This window comes from Mycobacterium sp. KBS0706 (genome assembly GCF_005938675.2).
Classification (GTDB): Bacteria; Pseudomonadota; Alphaproteobacteria; order DSM-16000; family Inquilinaceae; genus Inquilinus.
The window spans coordinates 17,231-34,763 of sequence record NZ_VCCH02000033.1; the positions used below are offsets into that span (position 1 = coordinate 17,231).

The window sequence follows — 17,533 nt, forward strand, 5'->3', positions numbered from 1 at the left end:
GCGGGGCATGGCCGAATCCGAGTCGTGCCCCTTCCTTGCGCGCAGAAGCTTAGGTATGAGAGCCAGCTTCGGGTCACTCCCGACGGCGGCGGGTGAAGGGGCACGGGTGCAGATGGCGACCAAGACAGCGGCAGCGGCGGATTCGGCCGAGACGCGCGAGGACAGCGCGGACGGCGCCTCGATGGACGTGACCGTCCAGGCGGTGAAGAAGCTGATCGCCAAGGGCAAGGAGCGCGGCTACGTCACCATCGACGAGCTGAACGCCGCCCTGCCGCCGGACCTGACCTCGTCCGAGCAGATCGAGGACGTGACCTCGAACCTGTCCGAGATGGGCATCAACGTGGTCGAGAACGAGGAGTCGGAAGACACCGCGGCGGCCGCCGGCGATGCCGATGGCGAGGGCCGCAACGCCGGCAACCTCGATGACGACGATGTCGGCCGCACCGACGACCCCGTGCGCATGTATCTGCGCGAGATGGGCTCGGTCGAGCTGCTGTCGCGCGAGGGCGAGATCGCCATCGCCAAGCGCATCGAGGCCGGCCGGGAGATGATGATCGGCGGCATCTGCGAGAGCCCGCTGACCATCCGCGCGATGATCGAGTGGCATTCGTCCCTGAAGGACGGGAAGATGCTGCTGCGCGACGTCATCGACCTCGACGCCACCTACGGCGCCAGCCCCGAGGGCGAGGCGCTGGCCATGAGCGAGGGCGAGAGCGAGGCCGAAGAAGAGGCCGAGACGGAGGGCGAAGGCGAGGCCGCGTCCGGCGGCTCGGGCGACGAGGACGACGGCGGCATCTCCCTCTCCGCCATGGAGGAGGCGCTGAAGCCGCAGGTGCTCGAGACCTTCGAGGCGATCGAGCAGACCTATCAGAAGATGCACAAGCTGCAGGAGCAGCGCCTGACCCAGATCCAGAAGGGCGAGGCTCTCTCCAAGCAGTCGGATTCGAAATACGACAAGCTGAAGGAGGACATGGTCCGCCTGATGGAGGGCGTGCACCTCAACAATGTCCGGATCGAGCAGCTGGTCGAGCAGCTCTACGGCCAGAACCGCAAGCTGATGGGCCTCGAAGGCCAGCTCATGCGCCTGGTGGTCGAGGGCGGGGTCAGCCGCGAATCCTTCCTGCAGCACTATTTCGGCCACGAGCTCGACCCGAACTGGGTCGAACGGGTGCGCGGCCTCGACAAGAAGTGGACCAAGTTCGCCGAGAAGAACGGCACCGCGGCCCAGCGGGTGCGCGGCCAGATCAGCCAGATCTCGGATGAGGTCGGCCTGCCGATCTCGGAGTACCGCCGCATCGTCTCGACCGTGCAGAAGGGCGAGAAGGAGGCCGGGCGCGCCAAGAAGGAGATGGTCGAGGCCAATCTCCGCCTGGTGATCTCGATCGCCAAGAAATACACCAACCGCGGGCTGCAGTTCCTGGACCTGATCCAGGAGGGCAACATCGGGCTGATGAAGGCGGTCGACAAGTTCGAGTACCGCCGCGGCTACAAGTTCTCGACCTACGCCACCTGGTGGATCCGGCAGGCGATCACCCGCTCGATCGCCGACCAGGCGCGGACCATCCGCATTCCGGTGCACATGATCGAGACGATCAACAAGCTGGTCCGCACCAGCCGGCAGATGCTGCACGAGATCGGCCGCGAGCCGACCCCGGAGGAGCTGGCCGAGCGCCTGCTGATGCCGCTGGAGAAGGTGCGCAAGGTCCTCAAGATCGCCAAGGAGCCGATCAGCCTCGAGACGCCGATCGGCGACGAGGAGGACAGCCATCTCGGCGACTTCATCGAGGACAAGAACGCGGTCCAGCCGCTGGACGCCGCGATCCAGGCCAATCTGCGCGAGACCACCACGCGCGTCCTGGCCTCGCTGACGCCGCGCGAGGAGCGGGTGCTGCGCATGCGCTTCGGCATCGGCATGAACACCGACCACACGCTCGAAGAGGTCGGCCAGCAGTTCTCGGTGACGCGCGAGCGTATCCGCCAGATCGAGGCGAAGGCGCTGCGCAAGCTGAAGCATCCGAGCCGCAGCCGCAAGCTGCGCAGCTTCCTGGACACCTGAGAAGCGCAAGGACTTTCGACGATCGGCGGGCAGCCTCCGGGCTGCCCGTTTTCGTTTTAGGTCCTGCTATCGTTGCCACATTCCAATTTGGTGGCGTTGTCCGTATATTGTCCGTATGATATAAGCGAGATGAGCAAGGAGCTTTTCCGATGTCCTCGCCGGAAGCCAAGTCAGAGCGGATCGAAGTGCGGGCGACCCCGGCCATGAAGGCGTTGCTGCAGAGGGCTGCGGCCTCGTCGCACAAGAATGTCACAGAATTTCTGCTGGAGGCCGGCCTTGCCGCCGCCGAAATGGCACTGGCCGACCGACGTGTCTTCCGGCTCGACGACGAGCGCTGGGCCGCCTTTCAGGAAGCGCTCGACCGCCCTGTGACAGCCAAGCCGTGTCTCAAGAAGCTGCTCGATGGAAAGGGCGTGCTCGGGTGACTGCGAGGCGGTACGGTCCCCTCGAGAAGCTCGACGCCACTCACGAGCTTGACGACTTTGATTGCGGACAGGAACCGCTCAACCGTTTTCTGATCCGCTTCGCCCTTGCCAACCAGAAGGCCGACAGCGCCCAGACCTATTGCGTCTGCCGGACTGGGGAGAGACGCGTCGTCGGCTTTTACAGCCTGACCGTGGGAGCGGTGGATCGCGCCGAGGCGCCCTCCCGCACGACCAAGGGACTGCCACGACATCCAGTGCCTGTGATGCTGCTGGCCAGACTCGCCGTCGACATATCGGAGCAGGGCCGCGGCCTCGGCAAGGCCCTGCTCAAGGACGCGTTGCTGCGAACGGCTCAGGCGGCGGAAATCGCAGGCATTCGGGCCTTCCTCGTCCACGCCAAGGACGAGGCAGCGCGCGCCTTCTATGAACGTTTCGATTTCGAGCCATCACCGGTCGATCCCTTTCTATTGTTCTTGTTGATGAAGGACGTGAGGGCGGTCCTGCAGGAGGAGTGACGGTCGAAGCTGGGCCGCGGCCCAGCGGACATATCTGACGAACATTGCTGCGCTCCGAACTGCCATACTAGGATCGCAGCGGGATTCGAGAGGTTGTCCCCGGCGTCAATCGGCGCTACCGCAGGGATGACGAGATCAGGGAGAGGGCGCCGTCGATGCTGCTTCGCGAAATTCCGCTGTCCGGCCGTCGGGGACGCCGCGCATGACCCCATCCTCACGGCGGCTCTCGACGGCCGCCCTGGCCGGGCTGCCGGCATCGGTGGCGCGGCCGGGCTATGACCGCGACGCGGTCGCCACCGGCATCGTCCATCTCGGCATCGGCGCCTTCCACCGCGCCCATCAGGCGGTCTGCACCGACGACGTGCTGGCGGCGGGAGACCGGCGCTGGGGCATCCTCGGCGCCAGCCTGCGCAGCCCGGATACGCGCGACGCGCTGGTGCCGCAGGACGGGCTCTACACCCTGTCGGTGCGCGACAGCGACGGCGAGGCGCTGCGGGTCATCGGCGCCGTCCGCGACGTGCTGGTGGCGCCGGAGAACCCGGCCGCCCTGCTCGACGCGCTGTGTCGGCCGTCGGTCGCCATCGTCAGCCTGACCGTGACCGAGAAGGGCTATTGCCACGACCCGGCCACCGGCCGGCTGGACGAGAGCCACCCCGACATCGTCCACGACCTGGCGCATCCCGCGGCGCCGCGCTCGGCCATCGGCATCCTGGCCCGGGCGATCGCCCGCCGCCGGGCGGAGGGGCTGGCGCCCTTCACCCCGCTGTGCTGCGACAACCTGCCGGCCAATGGCCGCACCCTGCACCGCATCCTGTCGCGCTTCGCCGCGCTGGTCTCGCCCGATCTCGGCGCCTATGTCGAGGGCGAGATCGCGTGCCCCGAGACCATGGTCGACCGCATCGTGCCGGCCACCACCGACGAGGACCGCGGCCGCATCGCCGCGGCGCTCGGGGTCGAGGATGCCTGGCCGATCGTCACCGAGCCCTTCCTGCAATGGGTGATCGAGGACCGCTTCCTGTCCGGCCGCCCGGCCTGGGAGGCGGCGGGGGCGACGCTGGTGTCGGAGGTCGCGCCCTATGAGACGATGAAGCTGCGGCTGCTCAACGGCAGCCACTCCTCGCTCGCCTATCTCGGCTATCTCTCCGGCTGCGAGACGGTGGCGGCGGCGATGGCGGAGCCGGGCATCGCCGCCTTCGTCGAGGCGCTGATGGACGATTCCACCCCGACCCTGACCTTGCCGCCCGGTGCCGATGTCGCGGGCTACAAGCGCTCGCTGATCGACCGCTTCCGCAACACGGCTTTGAAGCATCGCACCTGGCAGATCGCCATGGATGGGACGCAGAAGCTGCCGCAGCGGCTGCTGGGCACCGTCCGCGACCGGCTGGCGCGCGGCCTGCCGGTCGACCGCCACGCCCTCGGCGTCGCCGCCTGGATGCGCTACGTCGCCGGCACCGACGAGGCCGGCAAGCCGATCGACGTCCGCGACCCGTTGGCCGCCGACCTCGCCGCGATCGCGCGCCAGGCCGGGCCGGTGGCCGACCGCCTGGCGCCGGCACTGCTCGGCGTGCGCGCGGTGTTCGGCGACGACCTGCCGGGGCACCCGCAGTTCCGCGCCGCGGTGACCCGCGCCCTCGACGCCCTGTACCACCAGGGCGCCAAGGCGACGGCCGCGTCCTATGCCCGGCTGGAGGGCTGAGGGCGGAGAACGCTTTACCAGGAGGTAAAATTTTTTCGGCCGGGACGTCGATTTCCGGCCAGTCCGTTCGTCTTCAACATGAGAGCCGGCGCTCCGGGGCGGGATGGTCCCCTCCGCGATGCGCCGGCGCCATGCGGAAGAGGCCTCCATGTCACAGCCGCGGACGGACAATCCCTATCGCTGGGTCATCATCGGTGTCGGTGCGCTGATGACCTGCGTCGGCATCGGCGCGATGTTCTCGCTGGCGATCTTCCTGCAGCCGATGTCGGCCGACACCGGCTGGAGCCGCGCCGGGATCTCCAGCGCCATGACCCTCAATTTCCTGGTCATGGGCGCCGCCGGCTTCGCCTGGGGCGCGATCAGCGACCGCATCGGCCCCCGGATCGTGGTGCTCAGCGGTGCGGCGCTGCTGGGCCTGGCCCTGGTCCTGGCCAGCCGGAGCACCACGCTCGCCACCTTCCAACTGATCTACGGCACGCTCGTCGGGCTCGCGGCCGGGTCCTTCTTCGCGCCGATGGTGGCCGCCGCCACCGCCTGGTTCAGCACCAATCGCGCCCTGGCAGTCTCGCTGGTGTCGGCGGGCATCGGCGTGGCGCCGATGACGGTCTCGCCCTTCGCCGCCTGGCTGGTGGCGGATTATGGCTGGCGGACGGCGATGATGGTCATCGGCATCGCCGCCTGGGTGCTGCTGCTGCCGGCCGGGCTGCTGGTCCGCCGGTCGCCGGTTGCGGCCGGCGCCGCCGAGGCTCCGGCGCCATCCGGCGAGATCGGCGACATGTCGGCGGCGAGTGCCTTCCGCACGCCGCAATTCGCGATCCTGGCGGCGACCTTCTTCCTGTGCTGCGCCGCCCATTCCGGGCCGATCTTTCACATGGTCAGCTACGCCATCACCTGCGGCGTCGCCCCCCTGGCCGCCGTCACCATCTACAGCGTCGAGGGGCTGGCCGGGCTGGGCGGGCGTCTGCTGCTCGGAATCCTGGCCGACCGCCTCGGCGTCAAGCGCGTGCTGGTGGCCGGGCTGCTGGTGCAGGCGGTGGTGATCGGCGCCTATCTCTTCGTCGCCAATCTCGGCGAGTTCTACCTGCTGGCCATGATCTTCGGCACCGCCTATGGCGGCGTGATGCCTCTCTATGCCGTGCTGGCGCGCGAGTATTTCGGCCAGGCCGCGATGGGCACGGTGTTCGGCGCCGTGACCATGGCGTCGAGCATCGGCATGGCGCTGGGCCCCTGGGCCGGCGGCTGGGTATTCGACACCTTCGCCGCCTATCACTGGCTCTATCTCGGGTCGTTCGCGGTCGGGCTCGGTGCCGTCGCCATCGCGCTGGCCTTCCCGCCTTTGCCGTCGCGGCGGAGCCCGCAACTTCAGCCGGCGTGAGCGTCCCAGGCGCGCCGTCCCCGTCCTGCGATGGGGACGGCGCAGCCGTCTCAGGCCGCCGCCCGGTCCTGCGGCCCGATCGGCCGGTCGCCCTTCACTGTGGTGCGGTACAGGGTGCGGGCCAGGTGCGGCGGGCAGCCGGTGGCCAGGTGGATGGTGGCGCGGTTGTCCCAGAACACCAGGTCGTGCGCCTGCCAGCGGTGCCGGTATTGGAACTGCGGCTGGGTCATGTGCGCGAACAGCCGGCGCAGCAGCGCGTCGCTCTGCGGCCGCTCCAGCTCGTTGACATGGGTGGTGAAGCCCTCATTGACGAACAGGGCCTTGCGGCCGGTCGCCGGGTGGATCCGCACCACCGGATGGGTCACCGGCGGCACCGTCCTGGCCTGGTCCGCCGTGAGCCCCGGCCGCAGCGCGCTCTTGGCCTGCTGCGCCACGTTGCGGGCGCTGTAGTCGTGCACGGCCGTGAGGCCCTCGATCTGGGCCTTGGTCGCGTCGTCCAGCGCGTCATAGGCCGCGGCCATGCTGACGAACAGCGTGTCGCCCTCGACCGGCGGCAGGGTCTGGGCGTGCAGCAGCGACCCCAGGCTCGGCTCCGCCTTGTAGGACAGGTCGGAATGCCAGTAGCGCCCGGCATCGGCCAGGCCCAGCGGCTTGCCGTCCCGCATCTCGTTCGAGACGATCAGGATCTCCGGATGCCCGGCCAGATGGAAATGGTGCTGCACATGGATCTCCAGCTCACCGAAGCGGCGGCTGAAGTCGATATGCTGCTCCGGCGTGAACCGCTGGTCGCGGAACACCGCCACCGAATGGCTCTCGAACAACGATTTGACCCGGGCGAAGGTGGCGTCGTCCGGCGGGGTGGCGAGGTCGAGCCCGGAGATCTCGACGCCCAGCAGCTCGGACAGCGGACGGGTGGTGAAGGACATGGCGGCGTTTCCGTTCCGTGATCTCAGGGGTTCTGCGTGCCCCAGCGCTCGACGGTGAGCCGGGACAGGGTGCGGAACAAGAGGCTTTCGACCAGGAGGCCGATCAGGATGATGGCCAAGAGGCCGGCGAAGACGTTCGCCGTCTCCAGCTGGTTGCGGTTGACATAGATGAACCAGCCCAGCCCGCCGGAGCGGGAGGACACGCCGAACACCAGCTCGGCGGCGATCAGGGTGCGCCAGGCGAAGGCCCAGCCGATCTTCAGCCCGGCCAGGATCGCCGGGAAGGCGGCCGGCACCAGGATGCGGGCGACATAGGCGGCGCCGCTCAGGCCGAGATTCTGCCCGACCATCGCCAGCGGCCGCGGCACGGCCCGGAAGCCCGCATGGGCGGCCAGGGCAAGCGGCCACAGCACCGAATGAACGATCACGAACAGCAGGCTGGGCGTGCCCAGGCCGAACCACAGGAGCGCGATCGGCAGCAGGGCGATGGCCGGCAGCGGGTTGAACATCGCGGTCAGGGTCGACAGCAGCTCGGCGCCCAGCCGGCTGGCGGTGGCCAGCCCGGCCAGGATCGCCGCCGCGACCACGCCGATGGCGTAGCCCGCCACCAGCACCTGCAGCGAGGCCAGGGTGCGCAGCGGCAGCTCGCCGCTGGCCACGCCCTGTCCGAAGGCGGCGAGGGTGGTCAGGAAGCCGGGTAGCAGCAGCGGGCTGCCGACGATGCGCGCCGCGACCTCCCACACCGCCGCCAGCGCCGCCAGGATCAGCAGGCGGCGCCAGCCTCCCGTGCCGATCCAGCGCCGTACGGGCGTTTCGGCCTTGGCCGGGCGCAACGGCGACCCGGCCTGCAGCAAGCCCTGATAATCAACCATCGGCCGTCTCCGTCGACCCGATCTGGTCGGCGATCAGCCCGCCGATCCGGGCCTCCAGCGCAGCGAAGGCCGGGTCGCCCCGGTCCGGCCCGCGGCCGCCCGGCAGGTCGATCACGGCGCGGATCCGGCCGGGATGCGCGGTCATCACCACGATCCGGCTGCCGATCACGATCGCCTCGTCGATCGCATGGGTGACGAAGATGGTGGTGACGCCGGTGTCCTCGCACAGCGCCAGCAGCTCCTCCTGCATCCGGCGCCGGGTCATCGCGTCCAGCGCGGCGAAGGGCTCGTCCATCAGCAGCACCTCGGGCCGCAGCGCCAAGGCGCGGGCGATGGCGACGCGCTGCTTCATGCCGCCTGACAAGGTGTTCGGATACTGGTCGGCGACGCGGGCCAGGCCGACGCGCTGCAGCATGTCATCGGCGATGGACTCGGCCTCGGCCCGCCGGGTGCGCCTTGCCCAGGCCAGGGCTGCGACCAGGTTGCGCCGCACCGTCAGCCAGGGCAGCAACTGCTCGAAATCCTGCAGCACCATCATCCGGTCGGGGCCGGGGCGCGACACCGGCCGCCCGTCCAGCAGCACCCGGCCGGCGGCGGGCGGCAGGAAGCCGCCGATGCTCTTCAGCAGGCTCGACTTGCCGCAGCCGGACGGGCCCAGCAGCACCAGCCGCTCGCCGCGGCGGATGTCCAGGCTGACATCCTCGACCGCCGTCACCCTTCGGCCGTCGACGGCATAGGACAGGGTGACGCCCTCCACTTGCAGCGCCGGTACTGCAATCGTCTCAGGAGTCAGGGCGAGGGCAGGGGCCGCCATCTCAGCTGCCCTGCCGGTCGTGCAACGGCGGGAAGAACAGGTCGCGCCAATCCGCCGTGGTGGTCGCGATCTGGCCGATGCGGTGCTGGAACTCGACGAATTTCAGGATGTTCTCGGGCGCCACGGTGTAGCGCGTGTCGGCGGCAGTGATCAGCGCCTCGACGAAGGGTTCGGGCAGCTTCGAGGATTCCGCCGCGATGTACAGCTTGGCGGCCTCGGCCGGATGGGCCTGGATGAACTGGTCGGCGCGGTCCAGCGCGGTGACGATCGCCGCCACCGTCTTCGGGTTCTCGGCGTAGAAGGCGCCGGTGGCGTAGACCACGTTGAAGGTGTGCCGGCCGCCCAGCACGTCGTAGCTGCTCAGCACCCGGTGGATCTTCGGATCCTGCAGCTGCTGGTTCTGGAACGGCGGGGCGCCGAAATTGGCGGTGACCTCCGCGCTGCCGGACAAGAGGGCCGCGGTCGCGTCCGGATGCGCCATGCTGACGGTCAGGTCGTCCAGCCTGGTCGCCTGGTCCGCGCCGAAGGCCTGGGCCGCCGCCATCTGCAGCACCACCGCCTGGAAGCCGACCTTGACCGCCGGCAGCGCGATCCGGTCCTGGTCGGTGAAGTCGGCCAGCGACGTCACCTGCGGATTGGTGGTGGTCAGGTAGATCGGCATCGACCCCAGCGCGGCGATGCCCTTGACGTCGATCGACCCACGCGTCTTGGCCCACAGCGTGATCGCCGGCGGCGCCCCGGCCGCGGCGACGTCCAGGCTGCCGGACAGCAGCGCCTCGTTCATGGCCGCGCCGCCGCTGACCTGGATCCACTCGATCTCCGGCGCCGGCAGCCCGGCCTCGGTGGCCGCCGCCTCGATCAGCTTCTGCTGCTTGGCCACGATCATCGGCAGGTAGGAGATGCCGAATTGCTGCGCGATCCGCAGCGTTGTGGTCTCCGCCCGGGCCGGGGCGCCGAGGGCGAGCAGCGTCGCGGCGGCGACGAGGGATCCGAGGAAGCGGGTGCGCATGGCGACGGTCTCTGGTTGGGCGGCAATAGGACGAAGATTTGGGGGGAAGCTGGAAATATCAATCCAATTCGTTTGTGTTATTTGATATATATCAGAATCCAGGTGTATTTTATTCCTCATCCGACCCGGCTATGGACTTCCGTCCCGAGTCCGAACCGATCCCATCCGGATCCGTAACGAGGGTGTAAATCCGACAATAGAATCGCTGAAATTGCCCGCTGACGACACGGCGGGTTCTTCGTTGCAGCGAGACGGTCTCCGTCCGTTCCCAAATGGCTCTTGAGACGAGGCGGCTCGAGGCGCATTATTATTTGTGCGGTGCCGATGATTCGGCGAATCGGTTGCTTATGCGCCGCACCGTCCGACGGCGCTCCATGGATCGGAAGGAGATCCGATGGACATCGTGACCCTGATCATCCAGCTCGTGGCGGGTGCGGTCGGCGGCAATGTGGCCGGCGCCGCCCTCAAGCAATACAACCTCGGCACCCTCTGGAACTCGGTCGTCGGCATCGTCGGCGGCGGTATCGGCGGCCAGATCCTGTCGGCGATCATCCCCAGCTTGGGCGCGGCGGCCGCCAGCGGCAGCCTCGACATCGGCTCGATCATCGGCCAGGTCGTTGGCGGTGGCGTCGGCGGCGGCGTGCTGATGGTCATCGTCGGCATCGTCAAGCAGATGATGGCCGGCGGCCAGAAGGCGCAGTAGCCGCGGTCTGCGGCGCCCGGCCCATCCCCACCCGGCCGGGCGCCGCAACCGGCTTCCCCGCGCCGGCGCCGCTTGCTAGAAGGGGCGCCGGACGGGCCTGTAGTTCAGCGGTTAGAACCCGCCGCTCATAACGGTGTTGTCGCAGGTTCGAATCCTGCCGGGCCCACCACGCTTCGCCCTTACGGGCTTCGCGTGGCGCAGCCACGCCGAAACCGTTAGGGCGAAGCAGTGTCCGGCGTAGCTGGAGCGCAGCGGAAGCGAAGACGGACTGGCGCCGTGTGGTATGTCTACATCATCCGGAGCATCGCTTCTCCCGACCAGGAGTACGTTGGCGCCTCCGCTGATCTGAGACAGCGAATAGCCGATCACAACGCGGGCAAATCGACCCATACGGCCAAGTTTATGCCATGGGAGCTGGTCTGGTATTGCGCTTTTCCGGACAAGCTGAAAGCGTTGGCGTTCGAGAAGTACCTCAAATCGCATTCCGGCAGGGCTTTTACGAAGAAGAGGTTGACCTGATTCGCCCACGCTTCGCCCTTCGGCTACGCGTGGCGCTGCCACGCTTGGCATTTCAGGAGATCGGTTTCCGGGCGGCCAAAAGCCGGGTGATATGCCCCTCTTCGCCGTACATCAGCGTCCACAGATCGACGCCTGAAGCCCACGCTCCGATCCATTCTTCAAAACTGGGGGATTCCTCGAAGAAGGCGTCGGCCCAATCTTCGTCACGGTGTTCATTGGGATCGAAGATCCGCATGCGGAAGTTCGGATCCGCACAGTCGATACACGACAGAATGGCGCAACCCCAGTGGCAGATCGGCAGGAGTCCCTCCGGCCAAGTCCAGCGGGGATCTTCGGGATCACCGTCACGGAACATCCTGTAGATGGCCGGTCCGGTCTTGCCGGTGTCGTCCGGGATGCCGTTGGTCAGGCCGATCAGCCCGTAGCCCGGCCCGAAGCCTCCGTTCGCGAGCTCCGAATAGATGCGCTTCAGCAGCGGCGGGAGGGGGAAGCCGAGCTGTCTTTCGTCGTCGGCAACGTCGTGCGGATCGGCTGGTTGCAATCGCGCCGGCGCGGACCTGTCGAGATCCGGTATCTTCGCTGCGATCCGGCGCCGGATCGCAGCCAGGACGAGGTCATCCATCGGTCCGCCCACCCTTTTGTTCCGATCGACCTAACCCCTTGCCGCCTCGTACAGCGCGATCGCAGCAGCGTTGGAGACATTGAGGCTGCCGACCGGGCCCTGGGTCGGCAGCTTGGCCAGCACGTCGCAGGTTTCGCGGGTCAGATGGCGCAAGCCCTCGCCTTCCGCGCCCAGCACCAGCGCCACCCGGTCGCCCTGCATCGCCTCGGCCAGGGTCGTCTCGCCCTCCTCGGCCAGGCCGATCCGGCGGAAGCCCAGCTCGCCGAGCGATTCGAGAGCCCGGGCCAGGTTCTTCACCCGGGTCAGGGCCACGTGCTCGACCGCGCCCGACGCCGCCTTGGCCATCACCCCGGTGACCTCCGGCGTGTTGCGGTCGGTGACGATGACGGCGAGCGCGCCGAAGGCCGCGGCCGAGCGCAGGATGGCGCCGATGTTGTGCGGATCGGTCACCTGGTCCAGCACCACCACCACGCTGCGCCCCTGCGTCCCGTCGCGCAGCTCCGCCTCGCGGCCGAGATCGTCGATGTCCGGCGCCTCCAGGGGCTTGATCTCCAGCGCGATACCCTGGTGCACGGCGCCCTTGAGGAAGCGGTCCATCAGGGCGCGGTCGACGATCTCCGGCGCCGGCCGGTCGATCCCGGCCTCGGCCGCCTGCGCCAGGGCGTCGGACAGATTCGCGAGGCCGGCCTCGGTGCACTGCACCCGGGTGACCACCCGCTCCGGATTCAGGATCGCGGCGACGGCGGCGTGCACGCCGTAGAGGTAGCGGTCGGGCTCGCGCGCCGGCGGGCGGCCGTCCGGCGCGCGGCCGCCGGGGCCGCGCTGATCCGGGCGCTGGCCCTGATGGGAATTGGACCGCGGGCCATGAGAGGTCGCGGGGCGGGGCGGGCGGTTCTGAGGTGTGCGGGTCATCGCCGTCCTGTGCGCTGTGGGGCGGGCGGGGTCAAGATTGCGATTTTCGCATCACGCATGCTTGACTTCCGCGCAGGGATGTCGATATTCCGCCCCGCCATTCGCCGAGCCGTGCGGCGAAGCCCTTTGGAGGGGTGGCCGAGTGGTTAAAGGCAGCAGACTGTAAATCTGCCCGCATAGCGTACGCTGGTTCGAATCCAGCCCCCTCCACCAAAGCCCGCTTGGCTTCGAGTCACGGTCGAGGACATGGCGCGTCCCGGACTCCGGGCGGGTGTAGCTCAATGGTAGAGCAGCAGCCTTCCAAGCTGAATACGAGGGTTCGATTCCCTTCACCCGCTCCAGTCCTGGGACACACAGGTCCCAACCGCGAACGATTAGGGTTTCGAGAGAATGGCGAAGTCGAAGTTTGAGCGGACGAAGCCGCACTGCAACATCGGCACGATTGGTCACGTGGACCATGGCAAGACGTCGCTGACGGCGGCGATCACGAAGGTGCTGGCGGAGACGGGCGGGGCGACGTTCACGGCGTACGACCAGATCGACAAGGCGCCGGAAGAGAAGGCGCGCGGTATCACGATCTCGACGGCGCATGTGGAGTATGAGACGGCGAACCGTCACTACGCGCATGTGGACTGTCCGGGCCATGCCGACTACGTGAAGAACATGATCACGGGCGCGGCGCAGATGGACGGGGCGATCCTGGTGGTGTCGGCGGCCGACGGCCCGATGCCGCAGACCCGCGAGCACATCCTCTTGGCGCGTCAGGTCGGCGTTCCGGCGCTGGTGGTGTTCCTGAACAAGGTCGACATGGTCGACGATCCGGAGCTCTTGGAGCTGGTGGAGCTCGAGGTCCGCGAGCTGCTGAGCTCGTACGACTTCCCTGGGGACGACATTCCGATCATCCCGGGCTCGGCGCTGGTGGCGCTGGAGGACGGCGACAAGAAGCTGGGTCACGACGCGATCCTGGAGCTGATGTCGAAGGTCGACAGCTACATCCCGCAGCCGGAGCGTCCGATGGACCGCCCGTTCCTGATGCCGATCGAGGACGTGTTCTCGATCTCGGGTCGCGGCACGGTGGTGACGGGCCGTGTCGAGCGCGGCATCGTGAAGGTCGGCGAGGAAATCGAGATCGTCGGCATCCGTGCGACGCAGAAGACGACCTGCACCGGCGTCGAGATGTTCCGCAAGCTCTTGGACCAGGGCCAGGCGGGCGACAACATCGGGGCGCTGCTGCGCGGCACCAAGCGCGAGGACGTCGAGCGCGGCCAGGTTCTGGCCAAGCCGGGCTCGATCACGCCGCACACCGAGTTCACGGCCGAGGCGTACATCCTGACGAAGGAAGAGGGCGGCCGTCACACACCGTTCTTCACCAACTACCGTCCGCAGTTCTACTTCCGGACGACGGATGTGACCGGCGTGGTGTCGCTGCCGGAGGGCACCGAGATGGTGATGCCGGGCGACAACATCTCGATGACGGTCAAGCTGATCGCGCCGATCGCCATGGATGAGGGCCTGCGCTTCGCCATCCGCGAAGGCGGCCGCACCGTCGGCGCCGGCGTCGTCGCCAAGATCATCGCGTAATTCGGACGCCGCGCCTGCGGCATCCGGTTGCGACAATGCGGAAGGGCGGGGGATCTCCCCGCCCTTTCGTCGTCTCGGGCAAGGCCTAAGATGACGCCATGCTGATCCGCCTCGACCGCGACACGCCGCTGCAGACCCAGATCTACGACCAGCTCAAGGCGTCGATCCTGAGCGGCGATGCGGCGCCGGGCACCCGGCTGCCGTCCTCCCGTGCGCTGGCCGACCAGTTCGCGATCGCGCGCAACACCGTGCTGCAGGCCTATGAGCAGCTGCTGGCCGAGGGCTATCTCGAGAGCCGGCCGGGCGCCGGCACCTTCGTCGGCGCGGCCCTGCCTGCCGGGCCCGTGCCCCGCCCCGCCATGACCCCGGCCGAGGCGCCGCGCGCGCCGCGGCTGTCGCGCTACAGTGAAAGGCTGCGCGGACTCGACATCGACAGCCTCACCCGCCGCGGCGGCCTGCGCTACAGCTTCCACTACGGCACCGTCAGCGCCGCCGACTTCCCGGCCGACATCTGGCGCCGGCTGCTGCTGCGCGAGATCCGGCGCCGCGCCGGCAAGCCCTATCTCTACGAGAACCCGCAAGGGTTGCCGGAGCTGCGCGCCGCGCTGTCCGACTATCTGGCGCGGGCCCGGGCGGTGCGGGCGCGGCCGGAGCAGATCCTGATCGTCAACGGCTCGCAGCAGGCGGTCGACCTGGCCTTGCGCGTTCTGGTCGATCCCGGCGACACGGTGGTGGTCGAGGATCCGGGCTACAGCGGCGCCCGCCTGGCGGTGGAGGCGATCGGCGCCCGGCTGCTGCCGGTGCCGGTCGACGCCGACGGGCTCGACACCGCATGGCTGCCGCCGCTCGAGGCCGGAGCGCGGCTCGCCCATGTCACGCCCGGCCACCAGTTCCCGACCGGGGGGGTGATGCCGGCCGCCCGCCGCCTGGCCCTGCTGGACTGGGCCGAACGCGGCGGCACCTATGTGTTCGAGGACGATTACGACAGCGAGTACCGCTACGAGGGCCGGCCGGTCGAATCGCTGCAGGCGCTCGACCGCGCCGGACTGGTGATCTATTCCGGCACCGTCTCCAAGGTGCTCTCCCCCGGCCTGCGCCTCGGCTACATGGTGCTGCCGCCGGAGCTGGTGGAGCCGTTCCTGCGGGCCAAGCAGCTGACCGACCGGCACACCGCCTCGCTCGACCAGGCGGTGTTCGCCCATCTCATCCGCGACGGCCATTTCGAGCGCCATATCCGCCGCACTCGCCGGCGCAACCAGCACCGCCGCGACGTCCTGGTGGCGGCGTTGAAGGCCGCCTTCGGCCCGGCGGTGGCGATCGAGGGGGCGAAGGCCGGGCTGCATCTGGTGGTCCGCTTCCGCGATATCCCGGCCGCCCTGGCCGGCAGCGTCGCCGAGGCGGCGGCGCTGCGCTCGGTCGGCATCGTCCCGGCCGAGACCGGAATGGCGGGGACCGAGGGCGGTGCCGGCTTCCTGATGGGCTATGCCGCGGTGGAGGAGCCGGACATCCGCCAGGGCGTCGCCCTGTTGCGCGAGGTGGTGCAGTCCTTCCGCCGCGGCGGCGTAGCCTGACTGGACCCATCGTTTCCGAAGAAATCCGAATCCACTGCCTGAAAAGCCCGGTCCGGCCGCGGGTGAACTGGCTCCATGACATTGCCGGTTCGGTGGATCTTCTCCGACCACTGCCGGAGGCCTAGCGTTTCCGCCAGTTCTTACGGAGACAGCTCATGACCGCCAACGGCACCAACGGATCCCATTCCCCCCAGGCCCTGCGCCTGAAGACCGGCTTGGCCGAGATGCTGAAGGGCGGCGTCATCATGGACGTCACCGATGCGCGCCAGGCCGAGATCGCCGAGCGCGCCGGCGCCGTCGCGGTGATGGCGCTGGAACGGGTGCCGGCACAGATCCGGGCCGAGGGCGGCGTCGCCCGCATGGCCTCGCCCGTCAAGATCCGCGAGATCATGGGCACCGTGTCGATCCCGGTGATGGCCAAGTGTCGCATCGGCCATTTCGCCGAGGCCCAGGTGCTGCAGTCGCTCGGTGTCGACTTCATCGACGAATCCGAGGTGCTGACCCCGGCGGACGAGGCGCATCACGTCGACAAGCAGGCCTTCGTCACCCCCTTCGTCTGCGGCGCCCGCAACCTGGGCGAGGCGCTGCGCCGGATCGCCGAGGGCGCGGCCATGATCCGCACCAAGGGCGAGGCCGGTACCGGCGACGTGGTCCATGCCGTGCAGCATCTGCGCCAGATCGGCCGGGACATTCGTGGCCTGACCGTGCTGCGGCCGGAGGAGCTGTACGCCGCCGCCAAGGAGCTGGGCGCACCCTATGAGCTGGTGCGGCTGGTGGCCGAGACCGGCCGGCTGCCGGTGCCGAATTTTTCCGCCGGCGGCATCGCCACCCCGGCCGACGCCGCGCTGGTGCGGCAGCTGGGGGCCGAGGCGGTGTTCGTCGGCTCCGGCATCTTCATGCAGGACTCGCAGAGCTTCGCCGAGCCGGAGGAGGCGGAGCGCCGCGCCCGCGCCATCGTCCGCGCCACCACCCATTTCGAGGACGCGGAAATCCTGGCCGAGGCCAGCGCCGAGTGCCAGGGCGCGATGAAGGGCCTGGCGGTGGCGGCGCTCGACCCCGCCCAGATGCTGCAGACCCGCGGATGGTGAGCGGCCAGGGTGGGGTCGCCGACGCGCCGCGCATCGGCGTGCTGGCTCTGCAGGGCGACTTCGAGGCCCATGCAAGCGCGCTGGGCGAGGCCGGGGCGGAGGCCGTCCCGGTGCGCCTGCCGGCCCATCTGGCCGGCCTGGCCGGGCTGGTGATCCCGGGCGGCGAGTCGAGCGCGCTGCTCAAGCTGGCGGCCCACGACGGCCTTTTCGAGGCGCTGCAGAGCTTCGCCCGGGCGATGCCGGTGTTCGGCACCTGCGCCGGCTGCATCATGCTGGCCCGCCGGGTGCTGCGGCCGGAGCAGGAGAGCCTCGGCGTGCTCGACGCCACGGTCGAGCGCAACGCCTATGGAAGACAGGTCGATTCGGCGATCCTGGAGACCCCGACCGCGCTGCCCGGCGGGCCGCTCGAGACGGTGTACATCCGGGCGCCACGCATTGCCGAAATCGGCCCCGGCGTCGAGGTGCTGGCGGAGCGGGGCGGCCACCCGGTGCTGGTGCGCCAGGGCCGGCTGCTGGCCGCGACCTTCCACCCCGAGCTGTCGACGGACCGTCGGGTGCACCGGCTGTTCCTGGAGATCGCCGCCGGTGCCGGAAACGGGGCGGAGCGGGCGGCCTGAGAGAAATCCGACGGGGTCCCCGAACAGGTGTTGATTCTGCCGGACGCTTCCGCTAGAAGACCGTTCGCTCCGCGGTCAGGGCGGCGAGCGTGCCTCGTCGTGTTCCTGAAGGCAGGGCGGTCCCCGGAGGAGTGTAGCTCAATTGGTAGAGCGTCGGTCTCCAAAACCGAAGGCTGGGGGTTCGAGACCCTCCACTCCTGCCACGCCCGCCCGATCGGCGTTTCGACGTCCG

17 protein-coding genes and 4 tRNA genes are annotated in these 17,533 nt (G+C 68.9%); 15 read left to right on the forward strand and 6 right to left on the reverse strand.

Going from position 1 to position 17,533, the window contains the following annotated elements; translation table 11 throughout:
• The first annotated feature begins 112 nt into the window (after positions 1 to 112).
• The 5 genes from rpoD (at position 113) to FFK22_RS18810 (ending at position 6,067) form a co-directional block, all read left to right on the forward strand.
• Positions 113 to 2,056, forward strand: a complete 1,944-nt coding sequence (gene rpoD / locus FFK22_RS18790) for an RNA polymerase sigma factor RpoD (protein ID WP_138891577.1) — start codon at positions 113 to 115, stop codon at positions 2,054 to 2,056.
• Between the two features lie 149 nt (positions 2,057 to 2,205).
• A complete protein-coding gene (locus FFK22_RS18795) occupies positions 2,206 to 2,481 on the forward strand; it encodes a DUF1778 domain-containing protein (RefSeq protein WP_138891578.1) in 276 nt (91 codons plus the stop codon).
• The gene (locus tag FFK22_RS18800) at positions 2,478 to 2,996 is read left to right on the forward strand and encodes a GNAT family N-acetyltransferase (RefSeq protein ID WP_138891579.1); all 519 of its coding nucleotides are present in this window, start codon (positions 2,478 to 2,480) and stop codon (positions 2,994 to 2,996) included. Before FFK22_RS18795 ends, FFK22_RS18800 begins: the two co-directional genes overlap by 4 nt.
• A 202-nt stretch (positions 2,997 to 3,198) precedes the next feature.
• Positions 3,199 to 4,692: a mannitol dehydrogenase family protein gene (locus FFK22_RS18805; RefSeq protein ID WP_138891580.1), complete on the forward strand. Its 1,494-nt coding sequence runs from the start codon at positions 3,199 to 3,201 to the stop codon at positions 4,690 to 4,692.
• Positions 4,693 to 4,840: 148 nt separating this feature from the next.
• Positions 4,841 to 6,067 carry an MFS transporter gene (locus tag FFK22_RS18810; protein ID WP_138891581.1) on the forward strand — a complete coding sequence of 409 codons (1,227 nt, stop codon included), beginning with the start codon at positions 4,841 to 4,843 and terminating at the stop codon, positions 6,065 to 6,067.
• A 50-nt stretch (positions 6,068 to 6,117) separates the two neighbouring features.
• Here FFK22_RS18810 and FFK22_RS18815 read toward each other — a convergent pair whose 3' ends face one another.
• Genes FFK22_RS18815 through FFK22_RS18830 form a run of 4 tightly spaced genes read right to left on the reverse strand, consistent with a single transcriptional unit; the run spans position 6,118 to position 9,688 of the window.
• Positions 6,118 to 6,993, reverse strand: a complete 876-nt coding sequence (locus FFK22_RS18815; protein ID WP_138891582.1) for a TauD/TfdA family dioxygenase — start codon at positions 6,991 to 6,993, stop codon at positions 6,118 to 6,120.
• A gap of 23 nt (positions 6,994 to 7,016) precedes the next feature.
• On the reverse strand, positions 7,017 to 7,865 hold the full coding sequence (locus tag FFK22_RS18820) for an ABC transporter permease (protein WP_138891583.1): 849 nt from the start codon (positions 7,863 to 7,865) through the stop codon (positions 7,017 to 7,019).
• Positions 7,858 to 8,679 (reverse strand): ABC transporter ATP-binding protein, encoded by an 822-nt coding sequence (locus FFK22_RS18825; protein ID WP_138891584.1) that lies wholly within the window; start codon positions 8,677 to 8,679, stop codon positions 7,858 to 7,860. Before FFK22_RS18825 ends, FFK22_RS18820 begins: the two co-directional genes overlap by 8 nt.
• Before the next feature lies 1 nt (position 8,680).
• Positions 8,681 to 9,688: an ABC transporter substrate-binding protein gene (locus FFK22_RS18830; protein WP_138891585.1), complete on the reverse strand. Its 1,008-nt coding sequence runs from the start codon at positions 9,686 to 9,688 to the stop codon at positions 8,681 to 8,683.
• 394 nt (positions 9,689 to 10,082) lie between these two features.
• Between FFK22_RS18830 and FFK22_RS18835 the strand changes: the two genes are divergently transcribed.
• From FFK22_RS18835 to FFK22_RS44790, 3 genes are all read left to right on the forward strand, one after another.
• Complete coding sequence (locus FFK22_RS18835; protein ID WP_138891586.1) at positions 10,083 to 10,391, forward strand: hypothetical protein; 309 nt, start codon at positions 10,083 to 10,085, stop codon at positions 10,389 to 10,391.
• 93 nt (positions 10,392 to 10,484) lie between these two features.
• Positions 10,485 to 10,560 (forward strand) — tRNA-Ile (locus tag FFK22_RS18840).
• 107 nt (positions 10,561 to 10,667) lie between these two features.
• The gene (locus FFK22_RS44790) at positions 10,668 to 10,910 is read left to right on the forward strand and encodes a GIY-YIG nuclease family protein (RefSeq protein ID WP_138891587.1); all 243 of its coding nucleotides are present in this window, start codon (positions 10,668 to 10,670) and stop codon (positions 10,908 to 10,910) included.
• Positions 10,911 to 10,962: 52 nt separating this feature from the next.
• Here the strand turns inward: FFK22_RS44790 and FFK22_RS18850 are convergent, their stop codons facing one another.
• Both FFK22_RS18850 and rlmB read right to left on the reverse strand, forming a co-directional pair.
• Entirely contained in the window at positions 10,963 to 11,532 is a 570-nt protein-coding gene (locus tag FFK22_RS18850) for an SMI1/KNR4 family protein (RefSeq protein WP_138891588.1), read from the reverse strand.
• A gap of 30 nt (positions 11,533 to 11,562) precedes the next feature.
• Positions 11,563 to 12,444: a 23S rRNA (guanosine(2251)-2'-O)-methyltransferase RlmB gene (gene rlmB, locus FFK22_RS18855; protein WP_138891589.1), complete on the reverse strand. Its 882-nt coding sequence runs from the start codon at positions 12,442 to 12,444 to the stop codon at positions 11,563 to 11,565.
• 128 nt (positions 12,445 to 12,572) lie between these two features.
• Between rlmB and FFK22_RS18860 the strand changes: the two genes are divergently transcribed.
• The 7 genes from FFK22_RS18860 (at position 12,573) to FFK22_RS18890 (ending at position 17,504) form a co-directional block, all read left to right on the forward strand.
• A tRNA-Tyr gene (locus FFK22_RS18860) sits at positions 12,573 to 12,657 on the forward strand.
• Positions 12,658 to 12,711: 54 nt separating this feature from the next.
• Positions 12,712 to 12,785, forward strand: a tRNA-Gly gene (locus FFK22_RS18865).
• 49 nt (positions 12,786 to 12,834) lie between these two features.
• Positions 12,835 to 14,025 (forward strand): elongation factor Tu, encoded by a 1,191-nt coding sequence (tuf, locus tag FFK22_RS18870; protein ID WP_143956843.1) that lies wholly within the window; start codon positions 12,835 to 12,837, stop codon positions 14,023 to 14,025.
• Between the two features lie 98 nt (positions 14,026 to 14,123).
• The gene (locus tag FFK22_RS18875) at positions 14,124 to 15,596 is read left to right on the forward strand and encodes a PLP-dependent aminotransferase family protein (protein WP_138892575.1); all 1,473 of its coding nucleotides are present in this window, start codon (positions 14,124 to 14,126) and stop codon (positions 15,594 to 15,596) included.
• Between the two features lie 155 nt (positions 15,597 to 15,751).
• On the forward strand, positions 15,752 to 16,684 hold the full coding sequence (gene pdxS, locus FFK22_RS18880; RefSeq protein ID WP_138892574.1) for a pyridoxal 5'-phosphate synthase lyase subunit PdxS: 933 nt from the start codon (positions 15,752 to 15,754) through the stop codon (positions 16,682 to 16,684).
• Positions 16,678 to 17,301, forward strand: coding sequence for a pyridoxal 5'-phosphate synthase glutaminase subunit PdxT (gene pdxT / locus FFK22_RS18885; protein ID WP_138892573.1), 624 nt, complete (start codon positions 16,678 to 16,680; stop codon positions 17,299 to 17,301). The genes pdxS and pdxT overlap by 7 nt, the downstream gene beginning before the upstream one ends.
• Before the next feature lie 127 nt (positions 17,302 to 17,428).
• Positions 17,429 to 17,504 (forward strand) — tRNA-Trp (locus FFK22_RS18890).
• The last annotated feature ends 29 nt before the right edge of the window (positions 17,505 to 17,533 follow it).